The sequence below is a fragment of the Rhizobium sp. AN73 genome (assembly GCF_030757975.1).
Classification (GTDB): domain Bacteria; phylum Pseudomonadota; class Alphaproteobacteria; order Rhizobiales; family Rhizobiaceae; genus Agrobacterium; species Agrobacterium arsenijevicii.
The window spans coordinates 471,788-488,518 of the sequence record NZ_JARWME010000001.1; the positions used below are offsets into that span (position 1 = coordinate 471,788).

At 59.5% G+C, this 16,731-nt stretch carries 15 protein-coding genes; 13 read left to right on the forward strand and 2 right to left on the reverse strand.

The window, feature by feature from the left end:
- The first annotated feature begins 4 nt into the window (after window positions 1–4).
- Window positions 5–1,828, forward strand: coding sequence for an ABC transporter ATP-binding protein (locus tag RBH10_RS02000; protein WP_281038645.1), 1,824 nt, complete (start codon window positions 5–7; stop codon window positions 1,826–1,828).
- Window positions 1,829–1,844: 16 nt separating this feature from the next.
- On the opposite strand, the gene RBH10_RS02005 is transcribed toward RBH10_RS02000, so the two are convergent.
- Window positions 1,845–2,831: a GlxA family transcriptional regulator gene (locus RBH10_RS02005; protein WP_281038520.1), complete on the reverse strand. Its 987-nt coding sequence runs from the start codon at window positions 2,829–2,831 to the stop codon at window positions 1,845–1,847.
- A gap of 138 nt (window positions 2,832–2,969) precedes the next feature.
- On the opposite strand from RBH10_RS02005, the gene RBH10_RS02010 reads away from it, so the two are divergent.
- The 6 genes from RBH10_RS02010 (at window position 2,970) to RBH10_RS02035 (ending at window position 9,413) form a co-directional block, all read left to right on the forward strand.
- Window positions 2,970–4,220 (forward strand): sarcosine oxidase subunit beta family protein, encoded by a 1,251-nt coding sequence (locus RBH10_RS02010; protein ID WP_045019539.1) that lies wholly within the window; start codon window positions 2,970–2,972, stop codon window positions 4,218–4,220.
- A gap of 10 nt (window positions 4,221–4,230) precedes the next feature.
- The gene (locus RBH10_RS02015) at window positions 4,231–4,521 is read left to right on the forward strand and encodes a sarcosine oxidase subunit delta (protein WP_281038519.1); all 291 of its coding nucleotides are present in this window, start codon (window positions 4,231–4,233) and stop codon (window positions 4,519–4,521) included.
- Complete coding sequence (locus RBH10_RS02020) at window positions 4,518–7,442, forward strand: sarcosine oxidase subunit alpha family protein (protein ID WP_281038518.1); 2,925 nt, start codon at window positions 4,518–4,520, stop codon at window positions 7,440–7,442. The genes RBH10_RS02015 and RBH10_RS02020 overlap by 4 nt, the downstream gene beginning before the upstream one ends.
- Window positions 7,435–8,010, forward strand: coding sequence for a sarcosine oxidase subunit gamma (locus tag RBH10_RS02025; RefSeq protein WP_281038517.1), 576 nt, complete (start codon window positions 7,435–7,437; stop codon window positions 8,008–8,010). The genes RBH10_RS02020 and RBH10_RS02025 overlap by 8 nt, the downstream gene beginning before the upstream one ends.
- An 86-nt stretch (window positions 8,011–8,096) precedes the next feature.
- Window positions 8,097–8,981: a formyltetrahydrofolate deformylase gene (gene purU, locus RBH10_RS02030; protein ID WP_281038516.1), complete on the forward strand. Its 885-nt coding sequence runs from the start codon at window positions 8,097–8,099 to the stop codon at window positions 8,979–8,981.
- Between the two features lie 138 nt (window positions 8,982–9,119).
- On the forward strand, window positions 9,120–9,413 hold the full coding sequence (locus RBH10_RS02035) for a hypothetical protein (RefSeq protein ID WP_281038644.1): 294 nt from the start codon (window positions 9,120–9,122) through the stop codon (window positions 9,411–9,413).
- A 29-nt stretch (window positions 9,414–9,442) separates the two neighbouring features.
- Here the strand turns inward: RBH10_RS02035 and RBH10_RS02040 are convergent, their stop codons facing one another.
- Entirely contained in the window at window positions 9,443–10,471 is a 1,029-nt protein-coding gene (locus RBH10_RS02040) for a hypothetical protein (RefSeq protein WP_281038515.1), read from the reverse strand.
- 147 nt (window positions 10,472–10,618) lie between these two features.
- On the opposite strand from RBH10_RS02040, the gene RBH10_RS02045 reads away from it, so the two are divergent.
- The 6 genes from RBH10_RS02045 to RBH10_RS02070 all read left to right on the forward strand — a co-directional run bounded on the left by RBH10_RS02045 (window position 10,619) and on the right by RBH10_RS02070 (window position 16,681).
- Window positions 10,619–11,428, forward strand: coding sequence for a hypothetical protein (locus tag RBH10_RS02045; RefSeq protein WP_281038514.1), 810 nt, complete (start codon window positions 10,619–10,621; stop codon window positions 11,426–11,428).
- Window positions 11,429–11,488: 60 nt separating this feature from the next.
- Window positions 11,489–12,004, forward strand: a complete 516-nt coding sequence (locus tag RBH10_RS02050) for a hypothetical protein (protein ID WP_281038513.1) — start codon at window positions 11,489–11,491, stop codon at window positions 12,002–12,004.
- Between the two features lie 138 nt (window positions 12,005–12,142).
- Entirely contained in the window at window positions 12,143–12,661 is a 519-nt protein-coding gene (locus RBH10_RS02055) for a hypothetical protein (protein WP_281038512.1), read from the forward strand.
- Between the two features lie 80 nt (window positions 12,662–12,741).
- Complete coding sequence (locus RBH10_RS02060; RefSeq protein ID WP_281038511.1) at window positions 12,742–14,778, forward strand: DUF4034 domain-containing protein; 2,037 nt, start codon at window positions 12,742–12,744, stop codon at window positions 14,776–14,778.
- A 9-nt stretch (window positions 14,779–14,787) separates the two neighbouring features.
- Window positions 14,788–16,470: a M48 family metalloprotease gene (locus tag RBH10_RS02065; protein WP_281038510.1), complete on the forward strand. Its 1,683-nt coding sequence runs from the start codon at window positions 14,788–14,790 to the stop codon at window positions 16,468–16,470.
- On the forward strand, window positions 16,424–16,681 hold the full coding sequence (locus tag RBH10_RS02070) for a hypothetical protein (RefSeq protein WP_281038509.1): 258 nt from the start codon (window positions 16,424–16,426) through the stop codon (window positions 16,679–16,681). The genes RBH10_RS02065 and RBH10_RS02070 overlap by 47 nt, the downstream gene beginning before the upstream one ends.
- Window positions 16,682–16,731: the final 50 nt, after the last annotated feature.

Below are 16,731 nucleotides of genomic sequence, written 5' to 3' on the forward strand. Positions count from 1 at the left end.
GACAATGACCGAAACCACGCCTCATCCTGTCGTCTCCATCCGCAACCTCAAGGTCTCCTTCCTGCGCGACGGCACGTTCAACCCGGTGGTTCGCAACCTGAACCTCGATATCCATGCCGGCGAAACGCTTGCCATCGTTGGCGAAAGCGGTTCCGGCAAGAGTGTTACGGCGCTTTCCGTGATGCAGTTGCTGCCGGAAAAGACGAGCCGCATCGAAGGCTCGATTAAGCTCGACGGCGAGGAGCTGATCGGCGCTTCACCCGCCCGCATGCGTGAAATCCGCGGCAACCGGATCGCGATGATCTTTCAGGAACCGATGACCAGCCTCAATCCGGTGCTGACTGTTGGCGAACAGATCGCGGAATCGCTGATTGCCCATCGCGGTATCTCGAAGGCCGAGGCCCGGGCCGAGACGCTGAAGCTGATGGAGAAGGTGCGTATCCCCTCGGCAACCAAGCGCATCGACGATTATCCGCACCAGTTTTCCGGTGGCATGCGCCAGCGTGTGATGATTGCGATAGCCCTCGCCTGCCGCCCTGTCCTGCTCATTGCCGACGAACCGACCACGGCCCTCGACGTCACCATTCAGGCGCAGATTCTCGACCTCATCAAGACGCTACAGGAAGAGGAAGGCACCGCCGTCCTGTTCATCACGCACGATATGGGCGTGGTGGCCGAAATCGCCGACCGTACTCTGGTGATGTATCGCGGCGACCAGATCGAGACCGGCGCGACGCCCGATGTCTTCGCCAGGCCGGAGCGGCCCTATACCCGCGCCCTTCTTTCCGCCGTCCCGCAACTGGGTTCGGCTGGCGAAGGCGGTCCGCGTCCCTTCCCTGTCATCGACATGGAAACAGGACGCGCCCTGCCCGTACCGGCTCGTCCGGACACGGTCGACACCGCAGGCACCCCGCTGCTGGAGGTCAAGAACCTCTCGGCGCGTTTCGAGATGCGCTCACCCTACACTCGCATGGTACAGGCCCGTGTTCACGCGGTGGAGAATGTCAGCTTTTCGCTGGCACGCGGCGAAACGCTGGCGCTGGTTGGCGAATCCGGCTGCGGCAAGTCCACGACCGGCCGCCTGCTCGCCGGGCTCGGTCGTCCGCATTCCGGCTCGATCCGCATTCACGGCAACGATGTCGGGGACTTTGCACGCTCCGATCTGTCCCGCCGGGTGCAGATGATCTTTCAGGATCCCTTCGCCAGCCTCAACCCCCGCCTGACGGTAGAAAACGCCATCGCCGAACCGCTTCTGATCCATGGGCTGGAAACGGCCGGCAATGCCCGCAAGCTTGCTCGCGATCTGCTGGGTGAGGTCGGCCTTGCCGGCGAGATGGGCAGCCGTTATCCGCACGAGTTTTCCGGCGGACAGCGCCAGCGCATCTGCATCGCCCGGGCACTGGCGCTGGAACCCGGCCTCATCATTGCCGACGAGGCAGTTTCTGCGCTGGACGTTTCGGTGAAGGCGCAGGTGGTGAACCTGATGTTGGACCTGCAGGAACGGCTGAAACTCGGTTTCCTGTTCATCTCCCACGACATGGCCGTAGTGGAACGCATCAGCCATCGGATCGCGGTCATGTATCTCGGCGAAATCGTCGAGACCGGTCCGCGCGCGGCCGTGTTCTCCAACCCGCAGCATCCCTATACGCAGCGGTTGCTCTCAGCCGTGCCGCTTCCCGATCCTTCGCGCCGGCGCATGCGGCGCAAGCTCGCGGATGCGGAATTGCGCAGCCCTATCCGCGACAAGAACTTCACTCCGCCCGCCCGCGAGTACCGCGAGGTGTCACCGGGCCACATGGTGCAGGTGTGGAACGAGGAGTGGGCCTGACGCGCCGACCCGCAAATCAGGCATCTTCGGGAGCCTGCTCCAAATCCCTTCCGGCACGACGTTTTCGGCTGGGGGGGATGCTGTACTTTTGTGTATAGCAGCGGGTGAAGTGGGCAGCCGTTGCGAAACCCGTCAGCAAGGCCACGTCGACGATCGAAAGCGAAGTCTGCTGCAGGAGTTCATCCGCCTTTGCCAAGCGCAGCCCGCGGTAAAACGACATCATGGACTGGTCGAAGTGGCTGGAAAACAGCCGGTGGAGCTGGCGGATACTGCTGTCGCACAATTGCGCCAGTTGCTCCGGCGACAGGGGATCCGCGATATGGCTCGTCATAAGTTCGATGGCAGCTTCGAGTACCGGGTGGTGAACGTTGAAGCGTTGCCCGGCGCGGCCCAATTGGGGTTCGTCGGCGGTTCTCAAACGCGGATGGATGAACCACTCGCTGACATCGCGCGCGAAAGCCGAACCATGGTCTTTCGCGATCAAGGCACCCATCATGTCAATCGCGGCAACGCCGCCAGCGCAGGTATAACGGTCGCGATCGATGACGTAGAGCGCTCGCTCGATCAGGAGATCGCTGGCATATTCGCTGAGCGGATCGATGTGGGTCCAGTGAACGGTAAAACGCCTGCCCGCCATCAGGCCCGACTTGGCAAGGATCGCCGCCCCGCCGGAAATGCCGCCGAGCTTCACGCTCCGCTGGTTGAGTGTTCGCAGGTTGCGCGCAAGTGCCGGATCTTCATAAAGCATGGGATTTCCGCCCGCGACGACGAAGACCAGATCCAGCTTGTCGGACACGGCCTGCGAGACGGGCGCGGTGTCGAAACCTCCGCCCGAGGTGGATGCGCCAAACCCGCCATTCACTGAATAGAACCGGCAATGATAGAGGGTTTTACCCGCAAGGTGATTGGCTGCCCGCAACGGCTCGACAGCCGCAGCCAGCGACATCAGGGCATAACCCTCAATCAGTATGAACCCGATCGACATCGACCCTTCGGCGTGCATGGCGTGCTCCAGAACATCCCTTGATGAAGCTTAGCCGACTTGGCCGAAATGGACAACAATGCGTCCGCTACGGATAAAAATTTCAACTGATATCGCGCTATAAACTCGTCAACCGCCCTGTTTTCGAGGATGACAGATTTGCGCTATTCCGCTCTCCAGGTTTTCAAACAGGCCCTGACCGGCCACAAGGGCTGGCGCCCGCTGTGGCGAAACCCCGACCCCCAGCCTCATTACGATTTCATCATTGTCGGCGGTGGCGGTCATGGGCTTGCAACGGCCTATTATCTCGCCAGAACGTTCTCGAAATCCCGGATCGCCGTTCTGGAAAAAGGCTGGCTGGGATCGGGAAATATCGGGCGCAACACCACGATCATCCGTTCCAATTACCTGCTGCCCGGAAACGAGCCGTTCTACGAATTCTCGATGAAACTTTGGGAAGGGCTTGAACAGGAGTTCAATTTTAATGCGATGGTAAGCCAGCGCGGCATCGTGAACCTGTTCCACACCGATGCCCAGCGCGACGCCTATCGCCGCCGTGGCAACGCCATGCTGCTGGCCGGTGCGGATGCCCAGTTGCTGGCACCCGACGAAGTCCGCGCCATGATCCCGTTTCTCAATTTCGAGAATGCACGCTTCCCGATCAAGGGCGGGCTTTACCAACGCCGCGCCGGAACTGCCCGCCACGACGGCGTCGCCTGGGGTTATGCACGCGGTGCCGATCTTGCCGGGGTCGATCTTATCCAGAATTGCGAAGTCCAGGGATTTCGCATCGAAGACGGGGAAATCAAGGGCGTGGAGACCAGCCGTGGCTATATCGGCGCCGGAAAGGTCGGCGTCGCCGTGGCGGGATCGACTGGCCGCGTCATGGCCATGGCCGGCATGCGGTTACCGATCGAAAGCCACGTCCTGCAAGCCTTCGTTTCGGAAGGGCTGAAGCCGACCATACCGGGTGTCATCACCTTCGGCGCGGGTCATTTCTACGTCAGCCAGTCCGACAAGGGCGGCCTTGTCTTCGGTGGTGATATCGACGGCTACAATTCCTATGCCCAGCGCGGCAACTTGCCCGTCATCGAGGACGTTGCCGAAAGCGGCATGGCGCTGATGCCGATGATCGGTCGCGCGCGCCTGCTGCGCATCTGGGGCGGCATCATGGACATGTCGATGGATGGCTCGCCGATCATCGACCACACTCCGGTGAAGGGCCTCTATCTCAATGCGGGCTGGTGTTATGGCGGCTTCAAGGCGACCCCCGCCAGCGGCTATGCATTCGCGCATCTGCTGGCCACCGATACCCCGCATGATACGGCCAAGGCCTATCGCCTCGACCGGTTCGAGCGCGGCTATGTCATCGATGAAAAGGGCGCAGGCGCCCAACCGAACCTTCACTGAGGCTTGAACAATGCTGATCCCTCACCCACTGCTCGGGCTGCGCGACGCTCAGGAATTCACCTATCTCGGCGATGCCTCCCTGTTGCGGCGTCCCGACGGCATGGCGACAAACGCTGCGGCAGACTTCAACGACTACGTCTATCTGCGCGACAATCCCGCCGGCGTACATCGGGAACTGTGGTTTCACGAACAGGGCGATCGCAGCTGGCTCGTGGTCACGCGAAATACCGTCACCCATGAAATCCTCGGAGCGGAACTCGCAAACGCGGTAGCGCTCCGTCAGAAGGCAGATGCAGCATGAGACTGAAGGACGGCTTGATCGACCGCAGCAAGGTGCTGCATTTCACCTTCGACGGAAAGAAGTATCAGGGGCATCCGGGCGACACGCTCGCCTCCGCACTTCTGGCGAACGATGTCCGCCTGATGGGGCGCAGCTTCAAATATCATCGCCCACGGGGCGTAATTTCTGCCGGCTCCGAAGAGCCGAATGCGTTGGTTGAATTACGCACGGGCTCGCGGCTGGAACCGAACACCCGCGCCACGACGATCGAATTGTTCGACGGGCTGGAAGCGAAAAGCCAAAACCGCTGGCCGTCCTTGTCTTTCGATGCGCTGGCGATCAATGACCTGTTTGCCGATTTCCTGACCGCAGGCTTTTACTACAAGACGTTCATGTGGCCGAAGGCGTTCTGGGAAAAGCTCTATGAGCCCGCCATTCGCAAGGCTGCAGGACTTGGAAGCCTGTCGATGAAACCGGACCCCGACAGTTACGACAAGGGTTTCCTTCACTGCGATCTGCTTGTCATCGGCGCTGGAGCGGCCGGTCTCGCCGCGGCTCTGACAGCGGCGCGGGCCGGCGCGAAGGTTATTCTGGCGGACGAGGACAATCACCTCGGCGGCCGCCTGCTGGCGGAGAGCCACCTGCTCGATGATGCCCCCGCAACTGACTGGATCGCAGCGCTGGAGGCGGAGTTCTCCAGCCTGCCGAACCTGCGTGTCATGCGCCGTACTACGGTTTTCGGTTCATTCGACCACGGTGTATTCGGTGCGGTCGAGCGGGTTTCCGACCATCTTGCCGCGCCCAAGGGCGTACGCCAGTCCCTCTGGCGCATCACCGCAAAGCGCACGGTGCTTGCCGCAGGCGCGACCGAAAGACACATTCCATTTGAGAACAACGACCGGCCGGGGATCATACTTGCCGGCGCGCTGCGCGCCTATGCCAACCGCTGGGCCGTCAGTCCGGCAGACAGGGTTGCTATCTTCACCAACAACGATGACGGCCATCGCACTGCTGTCGACCTTCTTGCGAAAGGCATCGAGATCGCCGCAGTCATCGATCCGCGCCCTGATGCGCGGGCGCTTGCGGAATATCGTCTGATTGCGGGGGCAGCAGTAACCGGCAGCAAAGGCCGTCTCGGGCTCGTTTCCATTGATGTCCGCAAGGACGGTTATGACGAAACCATCAACTGCGGTGCGCTTGGTATCTCCGGAGGATGGAACCCCAATGTCCACCTCACCTCGCATCAGCGCGGCCGTCCGCTATGGGATGATGGACTGCAGGCATTTCTGCCCGGCGACGTTCCCGCGCATATGCACGTTGCAGGAGCGGCTACCGGCAAAGGAAGCACGCAGGCGGCGCTGATTTCCGGTGCGTCCGCTGCCATAACGGCTCTGGAACAGATTGGGATCGCGGCATCCCGGCCTGCCCTGCCTGAGACGGAGGATACACAAATCAACATCAAGCCGCTGTGGCATGTGCCCGGAAAAGGTCGGGCCTGGGTCGATTTCCAGAACGACGTTACGGTCAAGGACATCAAGCTCGCGCATCAGGAAAACATGCGGCCCATCGAACATCTCAAGCGTTGGACAACGCTTGGCATGGCGACGGACCAGGGCAAGACCTCCAATGCCACCGCTTTGGCAATCATGTCCGAACTGACGGGCAAATCGATACCGGATACGGGCACGACGATTTTCCGCCCACCTTATACGCCGGTTTCGATGGCGGTACTCGGTGGCGGCGACACCGGAGCACATTTCCGTCCGCGCCGCCTGACACCAAGCCATGCCTGGGCCGAAGCGCAGGGCGCCGTCTTCGTCGAAGTCGGGCAATGGATGCGTGCGCAATATTTCCCGCAGGCCGGGGAAACCCATTGGCGTCAATCCGTGGACCGCGAGGTTCTGGCCACCCGAAAGGGCGTCGGCATCTGCGATGTGACGACGCTGGGCAAGGTGGATGTTCAGGGAACCGATGCTGCCGAGTTTCTCGACCGTCTCTACTGCAACGCGATGAAGAGCCTCAAGGTCGGCATGGTCCGCTACGGCCTGATGTTGCGGGAGGATGGCCATGCCTATGATGACGGCACCTGCGCACGTCTTCGCGAGGATCATTACATCGTCACCACGACCACCGCCCAAGCGGGACCGGTCTATCGTCACATGGAATTTGCCCGGCAATGCCTGTGGCCGGAACTGGACGTTCAGTTAATCTCCACCACGGATGCCTGGGCGCAGCTCGCAGTTGCCGGTCCGAATGCGCGCAGCCTTGTCGAACGCATCGTCGACGGTTTCGATCTTTCCAACGCGGCCTTCCCCTTCATGGCCTGCGCCGAACTGACAGTTTGTGCCGGTTTGCGGGCGCGTTTGTTCCGGATCTCGTTTTCCGGAGAACTGGCTTACGAAATCGCGGTTCCAGCCCGGTACGGCAACGCGCTGATGTCCCGGCTGATGGAGATCGGCGCAGATCTCGGAGCCACGGCCTACGGCACCGAAGCGCTCGGTGTCATGCGCATCGAAAAAGGCCATGCTGCCGGAAACGAGCTGAATGGCCAGACCACGGCGCAGATGCTGGGCATGGGCAGGATGGTTTCGGCCAAGAAGGATGCAATCGGCACCGTCATGACCCGCCGCGAAGGGCTTGTCGGCGAAAGCCGCGTGCTCGTCGGTCTCCAGCCGGTTGCGGCATCGGATCCCGTGGTGTCAGGTTCGCATCTGTTTGCCCATGGCGCCAGCCAGAACACCGAGACCGATCAGGGCTGGATCACATCCGTCTGCCATTCGCCCAATCTCGGTTTCAGTATCGGTCTTGGTTTCCTTGCCGATGGCGCAAACCGTATCGGAGAGATCATCCTCGCGGCCAACCCTTTAGAGGGACAGTCGGTCGAATTGCGCGTGGTCTCCCCCCATTTCATCGACCCTGAGGGAGAGAGACTCCGTGCCTGATTTGAAGCCGACAACCGCACTCGGCGCGCAAACGTCCCGGCGTGCTCGCCATGGCATGCTGCGGCTTGAGGAAAATTCGGGGCTGGCCCTCGCCTCCCTCAGCCTGCGCCGCAATGGCAAAGAACCTTCGCCCTTCGATCTCACCTTGCCGGGTCCGGGCAAATGGGTTCAGCACGGACCGTTTTCAGCTTTGTGGACCGGGCAAGGCCAATGGCTGATCGAAGCCGTGGATCGGGCTGAAACGGATTTCGCTGCGGAACTCATTGAGCTTTGCCCTTCCTGTTCCGTAACAGAACAGACCGATGGCTTCGTCGCCTTCGAAGTCTACAGCGATGCAGGTGAAGCGCCAATTGCCGCCCTCATGCAGAAACTGGTCAACCTCGATCCATCGGCATTCGGGCAAGGGACCGCCACGCGTACCGGGATGGAACATATGAGCGTTTTCGTCATCCGGCGCGCGCCTGAACGCCTTGCCATTCTTGGCATGCGCTCAGCCGCAGAAACGCTCTGGCATGTGATCGAGACCGCGATCCGACGCCAGGCAGAGCTTTCCAGCGCCACCACATAAAGCGAGACCACTACACGACCAGACCATTTTCACCGGCCGGACGACCTGTCCGGGCGTCCCCTATTGTTTTGACATGGGAAAGACCAATGACGAAATACACGCTTACCGTGACCTGCAAGACCAAGCGCGGCATCGTCGCAGCGATTGCAACCTTTCTGGCTGAATCAGGCTGTAACATCACCGACAGCGCGCAGTTCGACGACATCGAAAGCGACCTTTTCTTCATGCGCATCAGTTTCGTAAGTGAAAGCGGGGCTTCACTGGACGCGCTTAAGGAGGGTTTCATACCGATCGCGGACATGTTTCAGATGACACATGGGTTTCATGACGAGACCGAGAAAATGAAGGTCGTCATCATGGTATCGCGCTTCGGCCACTGCCTGAACGACCTGTTGTATCGCTGGAAGATCGGCGCGCTGCCAATCGATATCGTCGCGGTCATCTCCAACCACATGGACTACCAGAAGGTTGTCGTGAACGCCGACATCCCTTTCCACTGCATAAAGGTCACCAAGGAAAACAAACCGGAAGCAGAGGCCGCGCAGTTGCGCATTGTCGAAGAAACCGGCGCCGACCTCATCGTGCTAGCACGCTACATGCAGGTACTCTCAGACGAGATGTGCCGAAAAATGTCCGGGCGCATCATCAACATTCACCACTCCTTCCTGCCATCCTTCAAGGGTGCAAATCCCTATAAGCAGGCCTTCGAAAGGGGTGTGAAACTCATCGGCGCAACCTCGCATTACGTGACCGCCGATCTCGACGAGGGACCGATCATCGAACAGGACATCATCCGCGTAACCCACGCACAGAGCCCGGACGACTATGTGAGCCTTGGTCGCGATGTGGAAAGTCAGGTCCTTGCGCGGGCAATCCACGCCCACATTCACAGGCGCGCGCTTCTCAATGGCAACAAGACAGTCGTATTTCCCGCGTCCCCCAACTCTTACGCATCAGAGCGAATGGGCTAACATGGCAAACCGCTGATCGCGATTGCGTCTCTTACGGAACTGGACGAAGCAGCCATGGCCGCATAACCTGGACCAAACGGCCCGGAGACAAGATTGCCAAACCTCTCAAAAATGTCTGGCTACGCCATTCTGATTGCGATGTTGCCCGTGGCATTCCTCGGCATTGTGGGAACTGCAAACGAATACCGTGCGATCGGCGTTGATGCGGTCGATTGTGACGGACCGTTGTCCGTTCTGCTCTTTGCCGTGCCTGCTATGGCCGTCTATGGGGTTTCCGGTTCGATATTCCTCTATCGTTTCAGGCGTCGCGGCTCGCTTATTCTGGGCGTCATCTGCGGGTTGATCTTTGCTGCGCTGCTCTGGAATATCGGGGATGCGGTGGCAGAACAGTGGAAAAACAAGACTGAAGCCGCCTGTCCGGTTGAACCCTGACAAAGAAGACGCCGTCTTTTCAGGTGTCGTCAATTCCCCGGATTGTCCACGGAGATCTCCTCGAAATCCACGATGCCTGCTTTTGGGTTGGGCAGGATGGCCAACACCTCACCTGCCACCGTCTGCACGATCGAGCTTCCGAACGGAACATCGGGTTGGCCAGCGGGCTTTGCCACCTGACCTTTTACCGGGCTCAGGATCAAACTATCGGAATCCCGGCCCGGCGACGTCCACTCCTTCGAGCGGATGCGCGTGCCGGCAGGGTATGCGACCCCACCAAGGCGCAGGTCGGTAGCGAGCACCGCTTCGCTGAAACCGGCGAAATGACGGTCTCGATCCACGACTAGTCGGGCACCCTGCAGAGGCAAGCCTCGCACGGTTATTATTGCCTCCGGCGCAAGAAAAACGGTCCAGCCGCGAGATGCTCCAAGTGTCATCAGTTTCGCACCGGCCGGGATTTCCAAGCTCTCCAGCCGATTGGCCGGGCCGAGAACGCAGGAATAGAAGGAGGTCTCGCCTGTTTCGAGTTCGAACGCCACCGGCTCCCCTTTTCCGCAAAGCCAACCATCGACACGCTGGTCAGTGGCCAGCATCAACTCCATCGAGGTGACCGTATAGGCATCGGTATCGACATCCGGATAGAGATTACGGCTGAGGCTCTCCGCAGCAATTCCATTGACCAGAGTCGGCACCGGAAAGTGGGCGGAATCGAAAGCTTCCGGATCACCCGGCACCTTGCTGTGCAAACGGGTTGCCGTTGGCATCGCGATTCCGGCGACCACGGCCGGCTTCTCCAGAGTGATATTCCGCGCGGCCTCTTCCCCCTTCATATCCGCATCCACGAGATAGCCTTGATAGAGGAAAGACAGGAGGAATGTCGACGACAGCGTAAGCAAGATCACGAGCGGCAGCGTCAACCACAGCCGCGCCCGAAACGCCCTTCGTGCGCCGCGCCGGGCGGCGAGTACTGCAAGCCACGACAGGAGGATAAGCGCCGATACAGCGGAAACCAGCAGCACAACAAAAAAAGAGGCGGGGATGAGTGCAATCGGGATCATGTGCGGGCAGCTATTACTCTAGGCAATCTGTGAAGTCGTTGCTCTGATGACGGGTATAAATCGAGTAGTCGCAAAAATCGACCGGATGCGCTATCGCTGACCCCGAAGACGGCGTGATCAGCACAGCAGAAATATGAGGCCATCGCAATGACAAGCGACAATATTCAATATTTCGCGGCAACACTCTATTTTGACGATTTACCGGCCTTGTCGGCTGCTGCACTGATCGAAGCCTGGGGACGTGAAGGCTATGAATGCGAACAACTGGAGGCGGAAGTTGTCTTTGACGGCTTTCGCGGCGGAACCCGCGTGCTTGTAGGCAATCCCGAGCCGGTCGGCACGCCAGCAGTCCTCACTCATTATCCCGCAGCCGCTCTGGCCGAAGTCGACTGGACGAACACCTTCTACGTCAATGCAAAAGCGGGATATGACGACCTGCGCCGTGCGAGCCATCAGGCGAAATTCAAACTGATGATCATGGCGGATGAGGACGATCCCACGGTCGCGCATAATGAAATCGCCATGACCCTGCTCGGCATCCATCAGGTTGCACCGATGCGTGCCGTCGTGTTGCACTATCTCGATCTGATAGTCGGCCGTACCGATCTCGATGACTATCTGAGCTACGCCAACAGCCATCTGGACCAGCCGCAGCAGACGGCAACGATGCTGGCCTATGGTGCCTTCGTAACCAGGGAGAACGGTACGATCAGCGCCTGGACGACGGGTCTTGAGCATTTCGGCCAGACGAATTTGCTCTTCGATACATCAACGGGCAATACGACGGAGGCCCTTCTCACCGTGTTCGGGCTGGGACACCTCGTCGTTCACGGAAAACGCTTCGAGGCGGGTGAAGCCATCACCTCCTACGACCTCCTCGCTCGGTTCGAACCCACCGAGCTGGATGGGAAGCCCATGCTGCGAATTGTCAAATACGATCCGGCCAAGCTGCCCTGAACCGGCACGAGCAACCGCAAACAGAACGCCCCTTCACCCCCAACTGCAGAAAATCCATCTATGCAAAACCGAACCAGAATGCTGCGTACTGCCACGCTTTTCTTTGCGGTCGGGATCATGGGCGTGACCGATCTACCGGCCATAGCCCCGGTTTCGTCAGCAAAAGCTCAGGAAGAATATCTTCCAACGCAGAAGGATTTTGTCGGAAAATGGAAACTCAGCGGTGCGACCAGTCGGCCGCCGCGTAGCATGAAGACCGTGCCCACGCCGAAACAGGAAGCGGACGCTACCCTGTTTCAGGAGACAGTGACGACATTTTACACCGCGTTCGATTATCTGGAGATCACGGCGGACGGTCGTTATAACTTCCACCAGTCTGGCGATCCGGCTTCAGGCACCTGCGTGTGGTGCGGCAACTGGTCCTTTGCCAAGAGTTCGCTTTGGCTCAAGATGGACACGGCACCGAGGCTCGATATCTACGCCAAAGGCGGCGACATGCAGATGACCTACACCGCCGAGCCCGACAAGAAATCGAAATACACCTGGCTGGTTTTTGGCTGGACGAAGATAAAATGAGCATCGACCATGGATCGGTGGGTTGGGGAAAAGGCTTCACCGGATATCGACAGGCGGGAAGTTTTGGTGCTCCAAGGGAAGGGTGATGCCTGACGCAATCTTTCCGAGTGGACGACAGGTAAATTTTAAGGAACGCCTATGCTTGCTTTCATATCTCTCCGTCGCGGCACCCTAGCCCTGTGTGCAGCCGCTGCTGCGCTTCATGTCGGGAGCGCTGTAGCTGCCGAAACCGATCCCACATTTTATGATGCGGCTCTGTGCAATCCGCCCTACACGATGACATCGGCAACCGCGGTCTATGATGCCGCCGAAAAGCTGGCAAAGCCCGATACATCGTCACTGGGCGCCGCGATCTACACGCTTCCATTCCAGATCGGTCGCGATGGCTTTGAAAGCGACCAGGTGTTCTTCGCCAATGGTGCAGTCGGCATTTTGATCAAGGGCCAGCGTGCCGATGCGTTGGCGGCGAAATACGATTTGAAGCCGGAAACCTCAGACCTGATGGGCACATCCAGCAAAGGTTATGCGCGGGCGCTTTCACAAGACCTGCAGCCCCCGGAAGGTCTGGCTGGCCCAGGAAAAGTCTCCATCGTGGCGCGCGAAGGCGACGCTCTTGGCGACAAGACCCTGCTGGCGTGCGAATTCGCGGCCGATTGAATATTACTGAGCGGAATGCCAATCCTATCGCCTTGATTACCCCTGACAATCGTCGCCCGATACCCGTTGAGGAACCGCCCATGCAGATCGATACAAGTTCATCTCCCCTGCCACTGGACGGTCCGCAATGGGGTCGGTTCCGCGTGCGTGAAGAGTTGCGAAGGGCGATGCTTGACCGGCGTTTCGACGAAGTCGAACGTATATTGGCGGCGCTTGAAGCGGCGTGGTGGCAGTCTGCCGATCTGGCGGATGACCACTACACCTATCTGGCAACCGACACCGGCATGTTCGACCTTCTCGATGTCGATGCAGCCCTCCGGCTAGACCTGCTGCAGGAGTGGAGCCGAGCCTACCCGACCTCCTACCATGCAAGGCAAATCGCCGGTCAGTATTATTTTCGCCGGGCCTGCGATATCCGCACGGCTACCTGGGCATCTGATGTGGGAGAGGACCAGTGGCTTGCCGCCAACATGGCCTGCGTAACCGCAGCCGAGCATCTGTTGCAGGCGATGGCTCTTTCCGGGCGGCCTGCTCTCGCTGCCGAAACCATGATGCAGATGAGCCAGTATCTTGGCCAGCCAGACTTTGTCGATGCGCTGTTTCGCGGCTCGCGCATTGAAAAAACCATGCAGCGCGACGGGTTCGAGCCGGACCTTTACGATGCCGCCTGTGCGCAACTTGCCAGACACGGATTAAAGCCGCCAGGCGTCGTAACCGCGACACTGCCCGCTTCTCTTCCACCCCCGCAGCAGGCAGACGTCAAAAATCCGGGTTACTACTGGCTGCGTTATTGCCTGTCGCTGAAGCCGCGATGGGCCGATATTCTGGCGACTTATGCGCAATATTTGAGCCCAAGATGGGGTGGTGACGAAGGCGAAGTCGAAAAGTTTGCCAACGGCCCATTATGTTCCGCGCTCACCGAGCAGGAACGTAATTCTGTCCGCTGGCCCGGCGTGCATGATGCTTTGACGCTCCCAGATTATCCGGAGCCCGGCGATACCCGCGAGATCACCGCTCGGGAGAGAATCTTCAAGAAATGGCTGGCGCGGGATCTACCCGATCGCCTGCGTTTCATTTCCCTCGGGAAATATGCCAACTTCACCCATTATTCTCTCAAGGACGAAACACTGGCGCACCAGCGCCATGTCGAATCCATCCGTTATTGCAAGGCACCGGGAACCTATCCGGCCATTGATGGTCCGTTCCGCGACTTCACCAACCTGATGCTGATCAAGCATTTTGAGGATCACGAGGGCGCCTTCGCAAGCGTATTGCAAACCGCTGCCCGGCGCTTTGACGAGCCGACCATGCTGACCGTCGCGGCATTCGCCTGGCAGTGCGGCATGTGGGGCATCAACGCGGATGCAGCCATTGCCACGCGATTGATAGAGCGCGCCGCACAACTCGAACCACTCTATGAGCCCGACGAATTTACCCCGATGCATGCCTGCCGGATGATCTGGGATGGCGGCTTTCAAAAAGAGTCGGCCTTTCTTACCCGCGCATTTGCCGAGAGACGCGTCTATTCCGCTGCGGCAAGCATGTACGACATCACAAGGGGATTCCGGCCGGATACCGAGCCGCAATTGCTCGACGCCGACGAAGCCGATCACTGGCTTGAGCGTGCGGTCGAGGAAGGCGAGCCGGTTGCGCTCTACAATTATGCCTGGCGTCTGGAAAATGTCGATAATCTCGATCTGTCGGTCCGTGAGAATTTCGAACGCGTTCAGGAATATTACCGTGGGGGCCTTGAAGGCGGCGTGGACATGTCCGTCATCCGGCTAGCCAGCGTCGACCGCCGGCATGGAACCGAGGAGGAAAAGCAGCAGGCCGTCGCCCATATGAAATCCCTCGTTGCCCACCATGACGACCATATTGCCGGAGAAGCCTATGGCGAGGTCATCCTGGCGTATAAATACGGCGACGGCGTTCCGAAGAGCGAGTTTATCGCCATGCAATGGTTCGACCGTTACAAGGAACTCTTCCCCAGCCATTCCTCCTTGGACTGGATGGAAACGCAGGTCTACGGATCGACCGGATTGCAAATGGCCGGGCGGGCGCTGAGGGCCTTCATCCTCGGCAAGAAGCTTTCAAGCGAGCATCTCCCGCCGAAATAAGTGACCGCCATGGCCAGTTCCCTCCAGTCACCGCGTGAAGGCAGATGGCGAGCTTTGGCCTGGCTCGCCTTTGGCGACCTGTTCCTGCTCGCCTGCGGCTCAGCGCTGGTCCTGTCGCCGCTTCTGCTTGTGCTGCTGGTGCCGTCGCGGCTTCTGTTGATACTTCTTGCCTTGCCGGCGCTGTCATGGGTCTTTTACGGACTGATGGTCCTGCGTGCCTATGCGACGGTGCCGCCACCTCCGGTCTCGGACGGAATATTGCTGGAGCCCGGTGAAGTTCCTGCTCTGGCCGGAGAGCTTGAGCGGTTGCGGCTTGCCTGCGACGCGCCCGCCTTCACGGCCGTCTATATCAATGCCGAGCTAAACGCGTCCATCTACCAGACAGGGTCGCGTGCGGGTCAGCCGCAGCATGTTCTGGTGCTTGGCCTGCCGCTTCTTGGCCTTCTGACGGCAAAGCAGACCGCCGCCGTCATCGCCCATGAATATGCGCATATTTCCCGGCTGCACGGCCATTTCGCTCGCTGGGCTTATGTGGCCCGCCAACGCTGGGCAGCACTTGGCGAATTGCATGAGCGCAATCACCGGCTGATTACCGCGCCGCTCAGATTGTTTCTCTCCTGGTACGTGCCTCGGATGATGCGCGAGACGCTGGAGTTTTCACGACGCTGCGAGATCGTTGCCGACGCACAGGCAATTGCGGTTTGTGGCAGCGATATTGCATTTGAGGCGGAAGTCGCCCTGACATTGCGGCAAAAGGCCATGTCCAACCAGTTCTGGCCGGGCATATTTGCGCAGGCAGGCAATGATGACATCGCTCGGATGCAGCCGTTTGCGCAGCTCTTGACTGAACCGGCGAGCAGTCGCCCGCGTGACGGCGCGCAAGCAGCAGTCTGGTTGCACGAAAGCCTTTGTCAGAAACCGGATATTCACAGCACGCATCCGATCTTTGCCGAACGTATCGCCGCAACGGGATTTGATCCGGCAGGCCCGCTTCCCGATCATCTGCCCTGGCGTCTCGAAGAGACGTCAGCTGCCGCAGATTGGCTGGGAGAGCAGGCACAAATTATCGCAGCACAACTTGATGGCGATTGGCGTAAAAACGCCGCGCATGGCTGGCAGGATGCAAGGGAATGGCAAGCGCATCAGAAAAGCGAGTTCTCAAGACTTTTGCAGCGTCGCGAACAACAGGTGTTTGACGAGCAGGATTGGTTGCAGTTGGCGAGACTGGCAGAGAAATTCGATCCGGCAGGCACCCTTCGCGCAGAGGCTATTGCGGAAGGATTGCAGCAATCGCCGGAAGACGCGGCTCTATTGCAGCTTAAGGCTGGCGATCTGGAGCAGGCTGGCGATATTCACGGGGCGATATCCCTATGGCATCGCATCGGCCAGAACCCGTCTTCTCGCCAATATCGGGTCCATCGCCACCTGTCTGAACTCCATTTGCGGACAGGCGACAAGTTGGCGGCAGAACACCATCGGCAAGTCGCAGACAGATTATGGACGGACGAAGATGCAGGGCAAGCCATCTTCGAAGGTCTCCATCCCCATGGAATGGATGCCGCCGAACTCACCCTGTTACAGACCACACTTCAACCGCTCTTCCAGCACGCACGCGCCATCTGGCTTTGCCGCGACACGTTGCCTGATGGCACCTACCCTGCCGCGGTGGTTCCTCTATGTCGAGGCCTATGACGGCTGGTTCATGCGTCTGGTCGGCAGACTGACCGGAGAAGAGGATATCCACGCCTCCGCCTGCAGACGACTGCTGAACCGCTTGCAGCCGCGGCTGCATCTCCATCCGGAGGTCTATTTCATCGGGCCGAATGATCCTATCCCGGCCCATTGCAAGCAGGACAGCCTGATCGCCCAAGCCGGCGCGACCGTTCCGCAGATCATCGGCTGATGCTACCCCTTTCGATCGTCGCGGTCGCGACGATCGAAAGCATCAAATGG

What these genes read in the sequence shown, in the direction of transcription:
- RBH10_RS02000 (WP_281038645.1), top strand. Translation starts at nt 5, where the DNA reads ATGACCGAAACCACGCCTCATCCTGTCGTCTCCATCCGCAACCTCAAG.
- RBH10_RS02005 (WP_281038520.1), bottom strand. Translation starts at nt 2,831, where the DNA reads ATGCACGCCGAAGGGTCGATGTCGATCGGGTTCATACTGATTGAGGGT.
- RBH10_RS02015 (WP_281038519.1), top strand. Translation starts at nt 4,231, where the DNA reads ATGCTGATCCCTCACCCACTGCTCGGGCTGCGCGACGCTCAGGAATTC.
- RBH10_RS02020 (WP_281038518.1), top strand. Translation starts at nt 4,518, where the DNA reads ATGAGACTGAAGGACGGCTTGATCGACCGCAGCAAGGTGCTGCATTTC.
- purU (WP_281038516.1), top strand. Translation starts at nt 8,097, where the DNA reads ATGACGAAATACACGCTTACCGTGACCTGCAAGACCAAGCGCGGCATC.
- RBH10_RS02035 (WP_281038644.1), top strand. Translation starts at nt 9,120, where the DNA reads ATGTTGCCCGTGGCATTCCTCGGCATTGTGGGAACTGCAAACGAATAC.
- RBH10_RS02040 (WP_281038515.1), bottom strand. Translation starts at nt 10,471, where the DNA reads ATGATCCCGATTGCACTCATCCCCGCCTCTTTTTTTGTTGTGCTGCTG.
- RBH10_RS02045 (WP_281038514.1), top strand. Translation starts at nt 10,619, where the DNA reads ATGACAAGCGACAATATTCAATATTTCGCGGCAACACTCTATTTTGAC.
- RBH10_RS02050 (WP_281038513.1), top strand. Translation starts at nt 11,489, where the DNA reads ATGCAAAACCGAACCAGAATGCTGCGTACTGCCACGCTTTTCTTTGCG.
- RBH10_RS02055 (WP_281038512.1), top strand. Translation starts at nt 12,143, where the DNA reads ATGCTTGCTTTCATATCTCTCCGTCGCGGCACCCTAGCCCTGTGTGCA.
- RBH10_RS02060 (WP_281038511.1), top strand. Translation starts at nt 12,742, where the DNA reads ATGCAGATCGATACAAGTTCATCTCCCCTGCCACTGGACGGTCCGCAA.
- RBH10_RS02065 (WP_281038510.1), top strand. Translation starts at nt 14,788, where the DNA reads ATGGCCAGTTCCCTCCAGTCACCGCGTGAAGGCAGATGGCGAGCTTTG.
- RBH10_RS02070 (WP_281038509.1), top strand. Translation starts at nt 16,424, where the DNA reads ATGGCACCTACCCTGCCGCGGTGGTTCCTCTATGTCGAGGCCTATGAC.